The organism is Pelomicrobium sp. G1, assembly GCF_051905455.1.
Taxonomy (GTDB): domain Bacteria; phylum Pseudomonadota; class Gammaproteobacteria; order Burkholderiales; family UBA6910; genus Pelomicrobium.
Window position 1 is genome coordinate 76,785 of record NZ_JBQACR010000011.1, and the last position, 16,373, is coordinate 93,157.

Annotated in this window: 17 protein-coding genes; all 17 read left to right on the plus strand. The window is 68.6% G+C overall.

What is annotated here, in order from left to right; translation table 11 throughout:
* The 17 genes from hisC (at window position 1) to rlmD (ending at window position 16,352) form a co-directional block, all read left to right on the plus strand.
* Entirely contained in the window at window positions 1-1,095 is a 1,095-nt protein-coding gene (gene hisC / locus ACTFO6_RS11870; RefSeq protein WP_439934660.1) for a histidinol-phosphate transaminase, read from the plus strand.
* Window positions 1,092-1,967 (plus strand): prephenate dehydrogenase, encoded by an 876-nt coding sequence (locus ACTFO6_RS11875; RefSeq protein WP_439934661.1) that lies wholly within the window; start codon window positions 1,092-1,094, stop codon window positions 1,965-1,967. The genes hisC and ACTFO6_RS11875 overlap by 4 nt, the downstream gene beginning before the upstream one ends.
* Window positions 1,964-3,274, plus strand: coding sequence for a 3-phosphoshikimate 1-carboxyvinyltransferase (aroA, locus tag ACTFO6_RS11880; protein ID WP_439934662.1), 1,311 nt, complete (start codon window positions 1,964-1,966; stop codon window positions 3,272-3,274). The genes ACTFO6_RS11875 and aroA overlap by 4 nt, the downstream gene beginning before the upstream one ends.
* 53 nt (window positions 3,275-3,327) lie before the next feature.
* Complete coding sequence (gene cmk, locus ACTFO6_RS11885; RefSeq protein ID WP_439934663.1) at window positions 3,328-3,978, plus strand: (d)CMP kinase; 651 nt, start codon at window positions 3,328-3,330, stop codon at window positions 3,976-3,978.
* Between the two features lie 247 nt (window positions 3,979-4,225).
* Window positions 4,226-5,941, plus strand: a complete 1,716-nt coding sequence (gene rpsA, locus ACTFO6_RS11890) for a 30S ribosomal protein S1 (protein WP_439934724.1) — start codon at window positions 4,226-4,228, stop codon at window positions 5,939-5,941.
* A gap of 10 nt (window positions 5,942-5,951) precedes the next feature.
* Window positions 5,952-6,254: an integration host factor subunit beta gene (locus tag ACTFO6_RS11895; protein ID WP_439934664.1), complete on the plus strand. Its 303-nt coding sequence runs from the start codon at window positions 5,952-5,954 to the stop codon at window positions 6,252-6,254.
* Window positions 6,255-6,386: 132 nt separating this feature from the next.
* Window positions 6,387-6,647 (plus strand): LapA family protein, encoded by a 261-nt coding sequence (locus ACTFO6_RS11900; RefSeq protein ID WP_439934665.1) that lies wholly within the window; start codon window positions 6,387-6,389, stop codon window positions 6,645-6,647.
* A 47-nt stretch (window positions 6,648-6,694) separates the two neighbouring features.
* Window positions 6,695-7,870: a lipopolysaccharide assembly protein LapB gene (gene lapB, locus ACTFO6_RS11905; protein ID WP_439934666.1), complete on the plus strand. Its 1,176-nt coding sequence runs from the start codon at window positions 6,695-6,697 to the stop codon at window positions 7,868-7,870.
* Entirely contained in the window at window positions 7,867-8,565 is a 699-nt protein-coding gene (gene pyrF, locus ACTFO6_RS11910; protein ID WP_439934667.1) for an orotidine-5'-phosphate decarboxylase, read from the plus strand. Before lapB ends, pyrF begins: the two co-directional genes overlap by 4 nt.
* 40 nt (window positions 8,566-8,605) lie before the next feature.
* On the plus strand, window positions 8,606-9,541 hold the full coding sequence (rfaE1, locus tag ACTFO6_RS11915) for a D-glycero-beta-D-manno-heptose-7-phosphate kinase (protein ID WP_439934668.1): 936 nt from the start codon (window positions 8,606-8,608) through the stop codon (window positions 9,539-9,541).
* A gap of 18 nt (window positions 9,542-9,559) precedes the next feature.
* Window positions 9,560-10,567 (plus strand): ADP-glyceromanno-heptose 6-epimerase, encoded by a 1,008-nt coding sequence (rfaD, locus tag ACTFO6_RS11920; protein ID WP_439934669.1) that lies wholly within the window; start codon window positions 9,560-9,562, stop codon window positions 10,565-10,567.
* Between the two features lie 54 nt (window positions 10,568-10,621).
* Complete coding sequence (gene cysM, locus ACTFO6_RS11925; RefSeq protein ID WP_439934670.1) at window positions 10,622-11,539, plus strand: cysteine synthase CysM; 918 nt, start codon at window positions 10,622-10,624, stop codon at window positions 11,537-11,539.
* Between the two features lie 151 nt (window positions 11,540-11,690).
* On the plus strand, window positions 11,691-13,544 hold the full coding sequence (locus ACTFO6_RS11930; RefSeq protein WP_439934671.1) for a hypothetical protein: 1,854 nt from the start codon (window positions 11,691-11,693) through the stop codon (window positions 13,542-13,544).
* Window positions 13,545-13,588: 44 nt separating this feature from the next.
* Window positions 13,589-13,789 (plus strand): hypothetical protein, encoded by a 201-nt coding sequence (locus tag ACTFO6_RS11935; protein WP_439934672.1) that lies wholly within the window; start codon window positions 13,589-13,591, stop codon window positions 13,787-13,789.
* A 16-nt stretch (window positions 13,790-13,805) separates the two neighbouring features.
* On the plus strand, window positions 13,806-14,228 hold the full coding sequence (locus tag ACTFO6_RS11940; RefSeq protein ID WP_439934673.1) for a YdbL family protein: 423 nt from the start codon (window positions 13,806-13,808) through the stop codon (window positions 14,226-14,228).
* Window positions 14,225-15,004 (plus strand): 3'-5' exonuclease, encoded by a 780-nt coding sequence (locus tag ACTFO6_RS11945; protein WP_439934674.1) that lies wholly within the window; start codon window positions 14,225-14,227, stop codon window positions 15,002-15,004. Before ACTFO6_RS11940 ends, ACTFO6_RS11945 begins: the two co-directional genes overlap by 4 nt.
* A gap of 46 nt (window positions 15,005-15,050) precedes the next feature.
* The gene (rlmD, locus tag ACTFO6_RS11950) at window positions 15,051-16,352 is read left to right on the plus strand and encodes a 23S rRNA (uracil(1939)-C(5))-methyltransferase RlmD (protein ID WP_439934675.1); all 1,302 of its coding nucleotides are present in this window, start codon (window positions 15,051-15,053) and stop codon (window positions 16,350-16,352) included.
* Window positions 16,353-16,373: the final 21 nt, after the last annotated feature.

Genomic DNA, 16,373 nt, shown 5'->3' on the forward strand with positions numbered 1-16,373 from the left:
GTGGACGTATGTGAGCTCTCGCCCGGGTATGTGCGCGCCATCGCGCCGTACCAGCCGGGCAAGCCCATCTCCGAGCTGGAGCGGGAGTTGGGCTTGAGGGAGGTGGTCAAGCTCGCTTCCAACGAAAACCCTCTGGGGCCCAGCCCCCGGGCCCTGGCAGCCGTGCGGGAGGCACTACCGGAGCTCTCCCGCTATCCCGACGGTAACGGCTTCGAGCTGAAGGCGGCCCTGTGCCGCAAGCTGGGGGTCAACATGGATCAGGTGGTGCTGGGTAACGGCTCCAACGACGTGCTGGAGCTGGTGGCCCGGGCGTTCCTGACCCCGGGCCTCTCCGCCGTCTATTCCCGGCACGCCTTCGCCGTGTACCCCCTGGCGGTGCAGGCCATCGGCGCCCAGGGAATCGAGGTGCCGGCGCGGGACTACGGGCACGACCTGGAGGCCATGCTGGACGCGATCGAGGAGCATACCCGCCTGGTCTTCATCGCCAATCCCAACAACCCCACGGGGACGATGGTGAGCCCGGCCCAGCTCCTGGCCTTCCTGCGCCGCGTCCCGCCCACGGTGGTGGTAGTGCTGGACGAGGCCTATTACGAGTACCTGTCCCAGGAAATGAAGAGCCGCAGCGAGACCTGGATCGGGGAGTTCTCCAACTTGGTGGTGACCCGCACCTTCTCCAAGGCCTACGGGCTGGCGGCCTTGCGGGTGGGCTACGCCTTGGCGCCGCCGCGTATCGCCGACCTCATGAACCGGGTGCGCCAGCCGTTCAACGTGAACACCCTAGGCCAGGTCGCCGCCACCGCAGCGCTCGAAGACACAGAATTTGTGGCCAAGAGCGTGGCTCTCAACCGGGCGGGAATGATCCAGATCACCGCGGGGCTGATGGAGCTTGAGCTTTCCTTCATCCCGTCCTACGGCAACTTCGTCTGCTTCCGGGTGGGGGACGCGAACGGCGTGTTCCAGGCGCTCCTGCGCAAGGGGGTGATCGTGCGGCCGGTGGCGAGCTACGGCCTGCCCGAACACCTGCGGGTGAGCGTAGGCCTGGAGTCGGAGAACGCCCGCTTCCTCGCCGCCTTGCGGGAGGTGCTGGCCGGGTGAGGGACGTCCGGCTCAAGAAGCTGGTGGTGGCGGGCGTGGGCCTGATCGGCGGCTCCTTCGCCCTGGCGCTGAAGGCGGCGGGCCGGGTGGAGCGGGTGGTAGGCGTGGGACGCAGCAGCGCCAACCTGGAGCGGGCCCTGGCTGCAGGCGTGGTGGACGAAACGGCCGGATCCCTGGAGACGGCGCTGCCCGGAGCCGACCTGGTACTGCTGGCGGCACCGGTGGGCCAGAACGCGCGCCTGATAGCCCGGCTCGCGGCGGGGCTCGACGGCCGCACCCTGGTGACCGACGCGGGCAGCACCAAGCAGGACGTGGTGGCGATCACCCGGAAACTTCTCGGCCATCACCTGCCCCGCTTCGTTCCTGCCCATCCCATCGCGGGCGCGGAGAAAAGCGGCGCGGGCGCGGCCACCGCGGCCCTCTACCGGGACCGCACCGTGGTGCTCACGCCCCTGCCGGAAACCGATCCCCAGGCCCGGGACACGGTCCGCGCCCTGTGGGAAGCGTGCGGGGCGCGGGTGGTGGAAATGGCCCCGGAGCGGCACGACCGGATCCTGGCGGCCGTGAGCCATCTCCCCCATCTGCTCGCCTTCGCCCTGATGGATCTCATCGCGGGCGAGCCCGAGGCCGAGACCCTGTTGCGCTTCGCCGGCCCCGGCTTCCGGGACGTGACCCGCATCGCCGCCAGCTCCCCGGAGATGTGGCGGGACGTGTGCCTCGCCAACCGGGCGACCTTGCTCGAGCTGATCGACGCCTACCGGTCCAGGCTTGATGAGGTGCGCGGCCGGCTGGCCCAAGGGGACGGGGAAGGTCTCGAGCGGCTCTTCACCCGGGCCCGTGAGGCGCGCCAACGACTGGACGAGGAAGCATGAGCACCCTCTATCGCGTCAACCCCGGCGGTGCGGTGCGCGGCCGGCTGCGGGTCCCCGGGGACAAATCGATTTCCCACCGGGCCATCATGCTGGGCTCCATCGCCGAGGGCACGACCCGGATCACGGGCTTCCTGGAAGGCGAGGACGCCCTGGCCACCATGAATATCTTCCGGGCCCTGGGCGTGCCCATCGAGGGCCCGGCGCAAGGCCGCGTCATGGTGCATGGCGTGGGCCCGCGGGGGCTGCGGGCGCCGGTCCGGGAGCTGGACTGCGGCAACTCCGGCACCTCCATGCGGCTGCTGGCGGGGCTGCTGGCGGGGCAGCCGTTTACCTCCGTGCTCACCGGGGACGCATCTCTGCGGCGGCGACCCATGCGGCGCGTGACCGAGCCCCTGGCGCGCATGGGGGCACGCATCGAAACGGCTCCCGAGGGCCGGCCGCCCCTCACGGTCTACGGCACCACCCGGCTCAAGGGCGTGGAGCACACCCTGCGAGTGGCGAGCGCCCAGGTGAAGTCCGCCCTCTTGCTGGCGGGCCTCTACGCCAGCGGGCGCACCTGCGTGACCGAGCCGGCCCCCACCCGGGACCATACCGAACGGATGCTGCGCGCCTTCGGCTATCCGGTTCTCTCCTCCGGTTCCACCGTGTGCGTGGAAGGGGGCGGCAAGCTCACCGCCTGCGAGATCGAGGTGCCCGCGGACATCTCCTCCGCCGCCTTTTTCTTGGTGGCGGGAAGCATCGCGCCGGGGTCCGATCTAACCCTTACCCACGTGGGGGTCAATCCTTCCCGCACCGGCGTGCTGGAAATCTTGAGGCGCATGGGCGCCAACATCACCTTCGTGAACCCGCGGGAGGTGGGGGGAGAGCCGGTGGCCGATCTGCGGGTGCGGCACGCGCCGCTTAAGGGCATCGAGGTGCCGCCCGAGCTGGTGCCCCTCGCCATCGACGAGTTCCCGGTGCTGTTCGTCGCCGCGGCCTGCGCGGAGGGCGAGACCCTGGTGACCGGCGCCGAAGAGCTGCGGGTGAAGGAAAGCGACCGCATCGCCGTGATGGCCGAGGGGCTGCGCCGCCTGGGGGTGGATGCACAGCCGATGCCCGACGGCATGCGCATCCGGGGCGGCGCCTACGGGGGCGGAGTGGTGGACAGCCACGGCGACCACCGGGTGGCCATGGCCTTCGCCGTGGCGGCCCTGCGGGCCGGCGGGCCCATCGAGATCCTGGATTGCGCCAACGTGGCCACCTCGTTTCCGGGGTTCGTTCCCGCGGCCCGCAGCGTGGGCCTGGACATCGAAGAGCATAAGGGGTAGGGGCGGCCTCGGGGTGAGACGTGACGGACAGGGGTGTTGAAGAAAGCCCACCGGTGATCGCCATCGACGGCCCTTCCGCCTCGGGCAAGGGAACCATTGCCCAGGGGGTGGCCCGGGCCCTCGGGTTCCATTACCTGGATAGTGGCGCCCTCTACCGCCTGGTGGCCCTGGCCGCCCGGCGCCAGGGCATCGGGCTTTCCGACCCGCAGGCGCTGGCGGCCTTGGCCCAGGGGCTCGAGGCCACCTTCGACGGCGACCAGGTGATCCTGGAAGGGGAGCGGGTGACCGACGCGATCCGCAGCGAAGAGGTGTCCCAGGCCGCCTCCCGGGTGGCCGCCCTGGCACCGGTGCGCTCCGCCCTCCTCGCGCGGCAGCGGGCCTTCCGGCAGCCGCCGGGGCTGGTGGCCGAAGGGCGGGACATGGGCACCCAGGTCTTTCCCGACGCGCGGCTCAAGATCTTTCTCACCGCCAGCGCCGAGGAACGGGCCCGGCGCCGTTATAAGCAGTTGATGGACAAAGGAATGCGTGTTAGCATGAGCGACCTCGTTAGGGAGATCGCCGAGCGCGACCGCCGGGACCGCGAACGGGCCGTGGCGCCCTTGAGACAGGCCGAGGACGCAGTCCTGATCGATACCACCTCGCTCACCGTCGACGAGATCGTGCGGGCGGTGGTGGAGCGCTATCGGTCCCTGGCGCCGTGTTGAACGCCTCCGGTAAATGGTTGACGAATTGGTTGACGAATCATTTATCGTTGTTCTTCCTCTCCCGGGAGAGGGTGGACGGGAGGAGGCCGAGCGTCCTCGAGCATTTTGAAGACGCTCGATAGGGTTGTCACCGGAATTCTTTGCCGGCCCGGCATCTCATGAGCCGCCGGCGCGGAACGCAAGTGACTGTTTATCAACTTATCCCGCTTGAGCAAAAGGGCGGGTTTTTTATCGGACTCTTTTGATGATGGCTAACGTTTCCCCTGCATCCCAGACCGGTGAGACTTTCGCGGCCCTGTTCGAGGAAAGCCTGGCGCGCAAGGAGATGCGCGTGGGCGAGGTGATTACCGCGGAAGTCGTGCGGGTCGATCCCAATTACGTGGTGGTCAATGCAGGGCTCAAGTCGGAAAGCCTCATTCCCATCGACGAGTTCCGCAACGACCGGGGCGAGATCGAGGTCAAGCCGGGCGATTTCGTGAGCGTGGCCATCGAAGCGCTGGAAGACGGCTACGGCGAAACGCGGCTTTCCCGGGAGCGGGCCAAGCGCCTGGCCGCCTGGCACGACCTGGAGCGGGCGATGGAAAAAGGCGAGCTGGTCAAGGGGGTGGTGGCCGGCAAGGTGAAGGGCGGCCTCACCGTCATGATCAACGGCATCCGCGCCTTCCTTCCTGGGTCCCTGGTGGACATCCGGCCGATGAAGGACACCTCCCCCCTCGAGGGCAAGGAGCTGGAGTTCAAGGTCATCAAGCTTGACCGCAAGCGCAACAACGTGGTGGTGTCGCGCCGGGCGGTGCTGGAGCAGACTCTGGGCGCCGAGCGCCAGGCCCTGCTGGAGAGCCTGAAGGAGGGGGCGGTGGTGAAGGGCATCGTCAAGAACATCACCGACTACGGCGCGTTCGTGGACCTGGGCGGCATCGACGGCCTGCTGCACATCACCGACCTGGCGTGGCGCCGGGTGAAGCATCCTTCCGAGGTGCTTTCGGTGGGCGACGAGGTCACCGCCAAGGTGCTCAAGTTCGACCAGGAGAAGAACCGGGTCTCCCTGGGCCTCAAGCAACTGGGCGAGGATCCCTGGGTCGGCATCTCCCGCCGCTATCCCCAGGGCACACGCCTCTTCGGCAAGGTCACCAACATCACCGACTACGGCGCCTTCGTCGAGATCGAGGAAGGCATCGAGGGGCTGGTGCACGTCTCCGAGATGGACTGGACCAACAAGAACATCCACCCGTCCAAGGTGGTGCAGGTGGGCGACGAGGTGGAGGTCATGATCCTGGAGATCGACGAGGAGCGCCGGCGCATCTCCCTGGGGATGAAGCAGTGCATGCCCAACCCGTGGGAAGAATTCGCCATGAACTTCAAGAAAGGCGACCGGGTGAAAGGGCAGATCAAGTCCATCACCGACTTCGGCATCTTCATCGGGCTTCCGGGCGGCATCGACGGCCTGGTGCATCTGTCCGACCTGTCCTGGAGCGCTCCTGGGGAGGAGGCGGTGCGCCAGTACAAGAAAGGCGACGAGGTGGAAGCCGTGGTGCTCGCCATCGACGTGGAGCGGGAGCGCATCTCCCTGGGCATCAAGCAGCTCGAGGGCGACCCCTTCACGGCCTACGTGGCCAAGCACGACAAGAACTCCATCGTCTCCGGCACCGTCAAGTCCATCGACGCCAAGGGCGCCGTGATCCAGCTCGACAACGACGTGGAAGGCTACCTGCGGGCGTCGGAAGTGTCCCGGGACCGGGTCGAGGATATCCGCACGCGCCTGAAGGAGGGCGACGCCGTCGAGGCGATGATCATCAACGTGGATCGCAAGAACCGCACCATCAACCTGTCCATCAAGGCCAAGGATCTGGCCGAGCAGAACGAGGCGCTGCAGAAGATGGCGGCCGAAAGCGCCTCCGGTGCGGGCACTACCAACCTGGGAGCGCTGCTCAAGGCCAAGCTGGACGGGAAGAACACCGAAGAATAAGGGCCTGACCATGACCAAGTCGGAACTGATCGCGCGGCTGGCGGCGCGCCATCCCCAGTTGGTAGCGAAAGACGCGGAGCTGGCGGTGAAAATGATCCTGGACGCGATGGCTTCCAGCCTCGCCAAGGGCGAGCGCATCGAGATCCGGGGGTTCGGCAGCTTCGGCCTGAACTACCGCCCGCCACGCATCGGGCGCAACCCCAAGTCCGGAGAGAAGGTGGAGGTGCCGGAGAAGTACGTACCCCACTTCAAGGCCGGCAAGGAACTGCGGGAGCGGGTGGACTATAACAGCAAGAAACCGTCGTCGTCCTGAGCCCATGGCGCCGGCCCAGGGCGGCCCGGGGCCTGCCGGCGCCCATGAGCGGTCGGCGCGGCGCGTTCCGATGCCCGGTGCGCCGCCGGGGCATTCCAGCGCCATGAGGATTCTTCCGCCGGCGATTCGCCTATGCGCATTCTCTCCTGGATCGTTCGCATCGTCCTGTTTCTTCTGCTGCTCACCTTCGCCCTGAAGAACATGGACCCGGTGACGGTCCGCTACTACCTGGGCATGGAGTGGCAGGCCCCCCTCGCTCTGGTGATCTTCGCGTTCTTCCTGGCCGGGCTGGTGGTGGGCATCCTGGCCGGTTTCATCGGCGAGCTGGGGCGGCGCCGCCGGCGCAGGGCCCAGGCCCTCCAGGCCCAGTCGCCCCCAGACCCCCGGGCCTAGCCCGGATACTGCGCGGGCGTCCGATCGCACCGCCTCTGCCGAGCGCCATGGAGTTCGAATACTGGTGGTTTCTGGCCCTGCCCCTGTTCTTCGCCCTGGGGTGGATGGCGGCCCGGGTGGACATCAACCAGCTTTTGTCCGAATCCCGGCGCGTTCCCTCGTCCTATTTCAAGGGGCTCAATTTCCTGCTCAACGAGCAGCCGGACAAGGCGATCGAGGCCTTCATCGAGGTGGTGAAGGTGGACCCGGAGACCATCGAGCTGCACTTCGCTCTGGGGAGCCTCTTTCGCCGCCGGGGCGAGGTAGAGCGGGCGATCCGCATGCACCAGAACCTGGTGGAGCGCGAGGACCTGCCCCGGGAGTTCCGCGAGGACGCCCTCTACGAGCTGGCCCAGGACTACTTCAAGGCGGGGCTCCTGGACCGGGCCGAGGAACTGCTGCACCAGCTCGAAGGGACGCGGCATGAGCAGGCGGCCCTCAAGCAGCTCCTCGAGATCTACGAGACCGAAAAGGATTGGGACAAGGCCATCGCCACCTCCCGGCGCATGGACGCCATCACGGGCCAGTCGAGCGCCAAGGACATCGCCAATTACTACTGCGAGCAGGCGGCCGCCGCCATGACCCATTCGCGCCCGCAGGAAGCGCGGGAGCGGCTGCAGGAGGCGCTCCAGGTGAATCGCAAGTGCGTGCGCGCCAATCTCCTGCTCGGGGAGCTAGAAATGCAGCAGGGCAACCCGGCGGAGGCCATCGCGGCGTGGAAGAGGATCGAGACCCAGAATCCCGCCTATTTTGCCCTGGTGGCCGAGCGACTGATGGAGGCGTACCGCCAACTGGGCAAACCGGAGGAGGGACTGCAGTTGCTGCGCAGTTACCTGGCCTTGCAGCCTTCGGTGGACCTCCTGGACGCGGTGTTCCGGGGGACCTTGGAGCTGCAGGGCACCGAGGCGGCCTACCGGCTGGTGCGGGAGGAGCTGCGCCGCCATCCCACCCTCCTCGGGCTCGACCGGCTGCTGGAAGCTCAGCTCCTGGAGACCCCGCCCGCGCGCCGCCCGGACCTGGAACTGATCAAAAGCCTGGTCCAGAACCACACCCGCAGCCTGGCCATGTACCGGTGCTCGGCCTGCGGTTTCCGCGCCCGCCAATACTACTGGCGCTGCCCCGCCTGCGGGGGCTGGGAGACGTACTCGCCCCTGCGCACGGAAGAGAAGGAGCTCACCCATTGAACGACGGTCCGCGCATCGTAGTGGCCCTGGACGTGGGCTCCCGTCAAGAGGCCCTGGAGCTCGCCCGGGTGCTGGATCCGCGGCTGTGCCGCGTAAAGGTGGGTAAGGAGCTGTTCGTGGCCGAAGGGCCGCGGCTGGTTCGGGAGCTCGCGGGAAGCGGGTTCGACGTGTTCCTGGACCTCAAATTCCACGATATTCCCCACACCGTGGCCCGAGCCTGCCGGGCGGCCGCCCGACTGGGCGCCTGGATGCTCACCGTCCACGCCCTGGGCGGGCGGGCCATGCTGGCCGCGGCGGCCGAGACCCTGGAGGGCCTCAGCCCCCGCCCGCGGTTGGTAGCCGTGACGGTACTCACGAGCCTCGTCCCTTCGGACCTGGAAGAGGTGGGCATCGGGGGGCCGCTGGAGGAAGCGGCGCTCAGGCTCGCGCGCCTCGCCCAGGCCTGTGGCCTGGACGGGGTGGTGTGCTCGCCCCTGGAGGCGGCGCGCCTGCGCGCCGCCCTGGGTCCGGATTTTCGCCTGGTCACGCCCGGGGTGCGGCCTTCGGGTCCTGCCAGCGATGACCAGCAGCGGGTGGCCGCGCCCCGGGAGGCGCTGGCGGCCGGCGCCGATTATCTGGTCATCGGACGGCCCATTACCCGCGCCCCCGATCCCCGGGCGGCCCTGGAGGCCGTCCATCGTGAGATCCACGACTGACAGGAGCGTGCGTCTGGTGGCTGCCTTCTCCGTTCCCCCGATGCGAAACTTGCGCGCGGCCCGCGTGCTGGTGGTGGGCGACGTCATGCTGGACCGCTACTGGTTCGGCGAAGTGAGCCGCATTTCTCCGGAAGCCCCGGTGCCCGTGATCAAGATCGAGCGGGTCGAGGAACGGCCCGGCGGAGCGGCCAACGTGGCCCGCAACGCGGCGGCCCTGGGGGCCCAGGTGTGGCTGCTCTCGGTGGTGGGGGACGACGAGGCGGGCGCGGCCCTGGAGCGGCTGCTGGCCAGGGAGTCGGTGCAGGCGGTGCTGCACCGGGATCCCCAGCTCACCACCACTATCAAGCTGCGCGCCATCGCCCGCCACCAGCAGCTCCTGCGCATCGATTTCGAGACCCCGCCGTCCCACGAGGTGCTCGCCTCCAAGCTGGAAGACTTCAAGCGCCTGCTGCCTCAGGCGGACGTGGTGGTACTCTCCGACTACGGCAAAGGGGGGCTTGCCCACATCGAGCAGATGATCGCGCTCTCCACGGCCAACGGCAAACCGGTGCTGGTGGATCCGAAGGGGGACGACTACAACCGCTACCGGGGAGCGACGCTTCTTACCCCCAACCGCAGCGAGTTCCGGGCGGTGGCGGGAAGCTGGAAGAGCGAGCAAGAGCTCACCGAGAAAGCCCAGCGCCTGCGCCAGGAGCTCGAGCTCACGGCGCTGCTTGTCACCCGCAGCGAGGAAGGCATGACCCTCTACCGCCAAGGGGACGTGCTGCACGAGCCGGCGGACGCCAAGGAGGTATTCGACGTGTCTGGGGCTGGCGACACGGTCATCGGCACCCTAGGGGTGATGCTGGCGGCGGGGGCCGATCTTCCCACCGCGGTGCGCATTGCCAATCGGGCGGCCGGCATCGTGGTAGGGAAGCTGGGAACGGCGGTGGTGAAGCCCGACGAGCTATTCGAGCCGGGCGAAGACGAACTCTGAGAAGGGATTGGGAAAGGCATGGCTTCCCTTTATTACGTAGTCACTGGCGCAGCCGGTTTTATCGGCTCCAACCTGGTCAAGGCGCTCAACGAGCGGGGCGAGACCCACATCCTCGCCGTGGACAATCTCAAGCGGGCGGACAAGTTCCGCAACCTAACGGACTGCGAGATCGCCGATTACCTGGACAAGGAGGAGTTCCTGGAGCGGCTCCGGCAGGGCGAGTTCGAGGGCACGGTGGCGGCGGTGCTGCACCAGGGGGCCTGCTCCGACACCATGGAGACGGATGGCCGCTACATGATGGAGAACAACTACCGCTATTCCCTGGCGCTCCTGGAGTTCTGCCAGAACGAGAGCGTGCCGCTCCTGTACGCCTCGTCGGCGGCGGTCTACGGCGCGGGCACCGTGTTCAAGGAGGCGCGGGAGTTCGAGGCGCCGCTCAACGTCTACGGCTACTCCAAGTTCCTGTTCGACCAGGTGGTGCGCCGCCGGCTGCCGGAGGCGACCGGGCCGATCGTGGGCCTGCGCTACTTCAACGTATACGGGCCGCGGGAGTCCCACAAGGGCCGCATGGCCTCCGTGGCCCACCACCTGTTTCATCAGTACCGGCGCGAGGGACGGGTGCGCCTGTTCCAGGGCTCCGGAGGCTACGACGACGGCGAGCAGCGGCGGGACTTCGTCTCGGTGGAGGACGTGGTCCAGGTGGTCATGTATTTTCTCGAGACCGGGGAGATCTCCGGCATCTTCAACGTGGGCACCGGGGTCTCCCAGACGTTCAACGACGTGGCGCTCGCTACCGTCAACGCCTGTCGGGCGGCCGAAGGCTTGCCGCCCCTTACCCTGGCGGCGTTGCGGGATCAGGGCATCATCCAGTACGTGCCGTTTCCCGAGGCCCTGGAGGGCAGGTATCAGAGCTATACCCAGGCGGACGTGAGCGCCCTGCGCCGGGCCGGCTATCAAAAGCCGTTCCTCACGGTGGAGGAGGGCGTCAGCCGCTACGTGAAGGCTCTGCTCCAAGGCTCGCCCTGACGGGCCGGTGGATGGGATAATCCCCGGGGCGATTCCAACCGAAGCGTGGATTGAATGAACGAGGCAACCGCGGGCAAAAGCGTCCGCTACCCGAGCATCGAAGACTTCGTCGGCAACACGCCCTTGGTGCGGCTCAAGCGCCTGCCGGGCAGGACCCGCAACGTAGTGCTGGCGAAGCTGGAGGGCAACAACCCGGCAGGATCGGTGAAAGACCGGCCAGCGCTCTACATGATCAAGCGCGCCGAGCAGCGCAGGCGGATCAAGCCGGGCGACACCCTGATCGAAGCGACCAGCGGCAACACCGGCATCGCCCTAGCCATGGCGGCGGCCATCATGGGCTACCGCATGGTACTGGTGATGCCCGAGCACCTTTCCCTGGAGCGGCGGCAGACCATGCGGGCGTTCGGCGCTGAAATCATCCTCACGCCCAGGGAGGGCGGGATGGAAGAGGCCCGGGACGTGGCCAACCGCATGCGGGACGAGGGGCGGGGCGTGATCCTGGACCAGTTCGCCAATCCGGACAATCCCCTTTCCCACTACGAGGGCACCGGCCCGGAGATCTGGCGCGACACCCGGGGCACCCTCACCCATTTCGTGAGCAGCATGGGCACCACCGGCACCATCATGGGGTGCTCCCGCTTCTTCAAGGAAAAGAACCCGGCCATCCAGATCGTCGGGGTGCAGCCCGAGGAGGGGGCCCAGATCCCGGGCATCCGCAAGTGGCCGGAGGCCTATCTTCCGGCGATCTACGATCCGTCCCGAGTGGACCGCATCGAGCTGGTATCCCAGGCGGAGGCCGAGGAGATGACCCGGCGCCTGGCGCGGGAAGAGGGCATCTTCGCCGGGATTTCTTCCGGCGGCGCCATGGCGGTGGCGCTGAAGATCTCGCGGGAAGTGGAGAACGCGGTCATCGTCTCCATCGTTTGCGACCGGGGGGATCGGTATCTCTCCACCGGCGTGTTTCCCGCCTGAGGAACCTCCAGCGCCTGGCCTTGCGCCGCGCCTTCGGGCCGGCGCTGCCTGGGCCCTCCTTCTCCTGAGCGCGGGCGGCGCTTCTCCTTCCCCGCCCACGCTAAGCCTGTCCATCGACCGACTGGAGGGGCCAGGGTTTTCCGTCTCGGGCTTGCGCGGCCACTGGACGGCGGAGGAGGCGCGCCTACGCCTCACGGCAGAACGGCTGGTGGTGGCGGGACGAAGGTTCCGGGACGTGGCCCTCGATTGCCGCGCCGCGCGCTTGGAGCCCTCACGCATCGCCTGCGCCCGGGGCGTGCTGGACGCCGCGAAGGAACGTGTCCCGCTCAGCTTTCGCTTTCGCGCCGACACGGGCGACTTCGACCTCGTCCTCTCTCCCGCCGGGGAGCGGTGGCGGGCTCGGGGCCGGGTCAAAGACGGGCGGTGGAGCGCCACCGTGGAGCTGCGCAGGGCCCGCATCGATCGGTTTGCGGGGCTCCTGCCCCGGGAAGCGCCGCGCCCCGGCGCAGGCACTGCGAGCGGCACGGTGGCGCTCCAGGGGGACGGCGCCCGCCTGGATACCTTGGAAGCGCGGCTCGACGTGGAGGGGGCAGCGTTTTCCGACGCCGCGGGGTTGCGCGCGGGGGAGGGCTTGGGCGTCCGGGTCGAGTTTTCCTGGCGGGCTTCCGCTGGGGGAGGACGCTTCCGCGCCGGCGTGGACTGGCATGCCGGCGGGATTTTCTGGCAACCGGTCTACCTGCCGGCGGGGGTGAAGCTGGAAGCGGAGGGAGAGGCGGTGCGGGAGGCGGTGACGGTCAAGGCCTTCAGCGCCGAAGTCACGGAGGTCGGCCGGCTGGAAGGCCGGGGTACATACCGGCTCGACCGCCGGGCGCTCGCCGAGCTGGTCCTCCATGCCCGCCGGCTCGACCTGGGCGGCCTGTACCAGCGCTTCCTGGCGCCCCTCGCGCCGGCGCTCCAGCTTGCCGACGCCACTGTGGCGGGAAGCGCCGATGTGCGACTCTCCTTCGCCCAGGGGCGCTGGCAGGCGCTGGACGTCGTCCTGCGCGATGCCCGCGTGGAGGAGCGGCGGTTTGCCCTGGAAGGGCTCTACGCGGAGATCGCCTGGGACGGGGATGCGCCCCGGGCGGGATGGCTCCGATGGCGCGGGGGAAAGCTTTTGAGAATCCCGTTCGGACCGAGCACGGTGCGCTGGCGATTGTTTCCGGAGGAGGCCCGGTTCGAACCCCTGGAAGTGCCGGTCCTGGACGGGGTGTTGAGCCTGCGGGACGGGCGGGTGGGCCGATCGACCGAGGGCTGGCGCTGGCAGGTGACCGGGGGCTTGAGCGCGGTGTCCATGGAGGCGTTGTGCGAAGCCCTGGACATCACCCCCATGCACGGGAGCCTGTCCGCGGTGGTTCCCCGGGTCTCCTACGCCGATTCGGTTCTCGCCGTGGACGGGGCGCTGCTCTTCCGGGTATTCGACGGGACAGCGGTGATGCGGAACCTGCGCCTGGTGGATCCCCTGGGGCGGGTGCCGCGTTTGTTCGCCGACCTGGAGATGCGCCGCCTGGATCTGGATCTCCTCACCCGCACCTTCTCCTTCGGCAGCATGGAGGGGCGGGTGGACGTAGACGTGAAGGGGCTCGAGCTCGTTCGGTGGAAGCCCGTGCGTTTCGATGCCCGCCTGGAAAGCAGCCCGGGGGACTACCCCAGGACCATCAGCCAGCGGGCGGTGGAGAACATCTCCGCCCTGGGGGGTGCGGGCGCGGCGGCGGCGTTGCAGCGCAGTTTCCTGCGCTTCTTCGAGCGCTTCCGCTATCGCCGCCTGGGCCTGTCCTGCCGGCTCGCCGGCGGGGTGTGCGAAATGGGCGGCATCACCGAGGCGCCAGGCGGCTACGTGATCGTGGAGGGCGGCGGCATACCGGCCATCACGGTCATCGGTTACAATCGCGCGGTCGGCTGGAGCGAGCTGCTGGAGCGGCTCCGGCGCATCACCCAGGAAAACGTTCGGCCCGTCATCCAATGACGCGCAAAAAAGCCAAGGGCTGCGCACCGCCCGCGAGGCACGCCATGAAGCGGGGGCGAAGCGCGCTCTTGCTTGCCGCCGCGGTGGCGGCGGGCGGTTGCGTCACCATTAACATCTATTTTCCCGCCGCGGCCGCCGAGAAGGCGGCCGACCGGATCATCGACGAGGTATGGCGGCTCCAGGAACCGGGAGGCGGAAGTCAGGGATCGGAGCAGAAGGGTCCTGCCCCTTCCCGCACCCCGTGATGCAGACAGAGGGAATATGAAGCGCCCATTTCACCGCCTGGTGGCACTGTTTGCCCTGATGCTGGTTGGGGTTACCGCCTGGGCCCAGGCGGACCTGGAGATCAACACCCCGGCCATCGCGGCCCTCAAGGAGAGCATGCAGCGACGCCACGCCCAGCTCGCGCCCCATTACGCGAGCGGCGCCGTGGGGCTGACCCAGGACGGGCTGGTGGGCCTGCGGGACGCCAACGCGGTGCCCCTGCCCCAGCGGGCCGCGGTCAACGCCTTGATCGCGGCGGAAAACCAGGACCGCCTCGCCCTGTACCGGGAAATCGCCCGGGCCAACGGCCACCCCGAGTGGGAAAAGGACATCCGCGCCACCTTCGCCCAGCGCTGGATCGACAAGGCCCAGCCGGGCTGGTGGTACCGCAGGCCCGACGGCACCTGGGCGCGCAAGTGATCCCCGTCCTCGCCTTCGACATCGAGACCGTACCGGACATCGAGGGGCTGAGGCGCCTGCACGGGCTCGGCCCCTCAGTCCCGGACGTGCAGGTGGCCGAGATGGCGTTCCAGCGTCGGCGGCAGCAGGCGGGGAGCGACTTTCTTCCCCTGCACCTGCACCGGGTGGTCGTGATCTCCTGCGCCCTGCGGGACCGGGACAGCTTCCGGGTCTGGTCCTTGGGCCCGGGGGAGGGGGAAGCCGACCTGGTGCGGCGCTTCTTCGAGGGCATCGAGAAGTACACGCCCCAGCTCGTGTCCTGGAACGGAAGCGGCTTCGACCTCCCGGTGCTCCACTATCGGGGACTCATCCACGGCGTCCAGGCGCCCCGCTACTGGGAGTTGGGCGATGACGACCGGGATTTCAAGTGGAACAACTACATCAGCCGCTACCATACCCGGCACCTAGACCTCATGGATCTTCTCGCCCTGTACCAGTCCCGGGCCAACGTGCCCCTGGACGAGCTGGCCCAGCTCCTGGGACTGCCGGGCAAGCTGGGCCTGGAGGGGGGCGCCGTGTGGGACGCCTACCGCCGGGGCGAGGGGGACGCCGTACGCCGCTACTGCGAGGCGGACGTGTTGAACACCTACCTGGTGTTCCTGCGCTTCCAGCTCATGCGCGGCGTCCTGGACCCGGACCAGTACCGGACCGAGTGCGCCCTGGTGCGCTCCACCCTGGAACGCTCCACGGAAAGCCACTGGTCGGAATTCCTCGCCTGCTGGAATCCGGACGTCTGAGCCTCCCCAGCGCCCGGGGGTATCGGGCGAATGTTTTTCCCGCGCCATGAAAGTCGCCACCGTCGAGTCCCTGGACCACGAAGGCCACGGCGTCGTCCGGGACGGGGGCAAGGTGGTGTTCGTGGAGGGCGCCCTTCCCCGGGAGCGGATCGCCTACACGTCCTTCCGGAAGAAACCCACCTACGAATTCGCCCAGGTGAGGGAGCTATTGCGGCCGTCGTATCTGCGCACGACGCCGCGTTGCCCCTACTTCGGGACCTGCGGCGGTTGCAGCCTGCAGCACCTGGAGCCGGACGCCCAGGTGGCGGTCAAGCAGCGGGTGCTGGAAGATCAGCTCTGGCACGTCGCCCGGGTCAAGCCCGAGACCCTGCTGCCCCCGGTCCACGGCCCGGCTTGGGGCTATCGGCACCGGGCGCGCTTCGCCGTGCGCTACGTGCCCCGCAAGGGCGGAGTCCTGGTGGGTTTCCACGAGCGGCGCTCCAGCTACGTGGCGGACATGGCCTCCTGCGAGGTGGTGCCGGCGCGGCTATCGCGGCTGATCGCCCCTTTGCGGGCGCTGATCGGCGGGCTCTCCATCCGGGCGCGCCTGCCCCAGGTGGAGGCGGCGGTGGGAGATGCCGCCACCGTCCTGGTACTGCGGGTGCTGGAGCCCCCGACCCCGGAAGACGAAGCCGCCCTCCGGGCGTTCGCCGAAAGCCACGGGGTACACCTCTATCTCCAGCCGGGCGGACCGGCCACGGCGGCGCCGTTTCATCCTCCGGTGGAGGCCGATCTCTACTACGACCTGCCCGAGTTCAACCTGAGGATGCGCTTCGGACCCACCGAGTTCACCCAGGTGAATCCCGCGGTGAACCGGGTGCTGGTGCGCCGGGTGGTGGCCCTGCTGGAGCCTCGCCCCGGGGAGCGGATCGCGGACCTGTTCTGCGGGCTGGGCAATTTTTCCCTGCCCCTGGCCCGGGCCGGCGCCCAGGTGGTGGGCTACGAGGGGGAGGAGGCCCTGGTGCGCTCCGCCCTGCGCAACGCCCAGGGGAACGGCCTTGCGGAGCGGGTGCGGTTCGTGGCCGCCGACCTGTTCGCGGCCGACGAGGCCTGGATGCAGGACCAAGGCGCCTTCGCTAAGATGCTGATCGATCCGCCCCGGGACGGGGCCATTGAAGCGGTCAAGGCGCTGGGGGAAGAGGCGCCCCGGCGCATCGTCTACGTCTCATGCAACCCGGCGACCTTGGCCCGGGACGCCCAGGTGCTGGTGCACGCCAAAGACTACCGCCTGCGGGCTGCAGGGGTAGTCAACATGTTTCCCCACACCGCCCACGTGGAGTCCATCGCCCTCTTCGAGCGCGGCCGGTGAAGAGGATTGAACGGAAGGGCA

What these genes read in the sequence shown, in the direction of transcription:
- aroA (WP_439934662.1), top strand. Translation starts at nt 1,964, where the DNA reads ATGAGCACCCTCTATCGCGTCAACCCCGGCGGTGCGGTGCGCGGCCGG.
- rpsA (WP_439934724.1), top strand. Translation starts at nt 4,226, where the DNA reads ATGGCTAACGTTTCCCCTGCATCCCAGACCGGTGAGACTTTCGCGGCC.
- ACTFO6_RS11895 (WP_439934664.1), top strand. Translation starts at nt 5,952, where the DNA reads ATGACCAAGTCGGAACTGATCGCGCGGCTGGCGGCGCGCCATCCCCAG.
- ACTFO6_RS11900 (WP_439934665.1), top strand. Translation starts at nt 6,387, where the DNA reads ATGCGCATTCTCTCCTGGATCGTTCGCATCGTCCTGTTTCTTCTGCTG.
- lapB (WP_439934666.1), top strand. Translation starts at nt 6,695, where the DNA reads ATGGAGTTCGAATACTGGTGGTTTCTGGCCCTGCCCCTGTTCTTCGCC.
- rfaE1 (WP_439934668.1), top strand. Translation starts at nt 8,606, where the DNA reads ATGCGAAACTTGCGCGCGGCCCGCGTGCTGGTGGTGGGCGACGTCATG.
- rfaD (WP_439934669.1), top strand. Translation starts at nt 9,560, where the DNA reads ATGGCTTCCCTTTATTACGTAGTCACTGGCGCAGCCGGTTTTATCGGC.
- cysM (WP_439934670.1), top strand. Translation starts at nt 10,622, where the DNA reads ATGAACGAGGCAACCGCGGGCAAAAGCGTCCGCTACCCGAGCATCGAA.
- ACTFO6_RS11935 (WP_439934672.1), top strand. Translation starts at nt 13,589, where the DNA reads ATGAAGCGGGGGCGAAGCGCGCTCTTGCTTGCCGCCGCGGTGGCGGCG.
- ACTFO6_RS11940 (WP_439934673.1), top strand. Translation starts at nt 13,806, where the DNA reads ATGAAGCGCCCATTTCACCGCCTGGTGGCACTGTTTGCCCTGATGCTG.
- rlmD (WP_439934675.1), top strand. Translation starts at nt 15,051, where the DNA reads ATGAAAGTCGCCACCGTCGAGTCCCTGGACCACGAAGGCCACGGCGTC.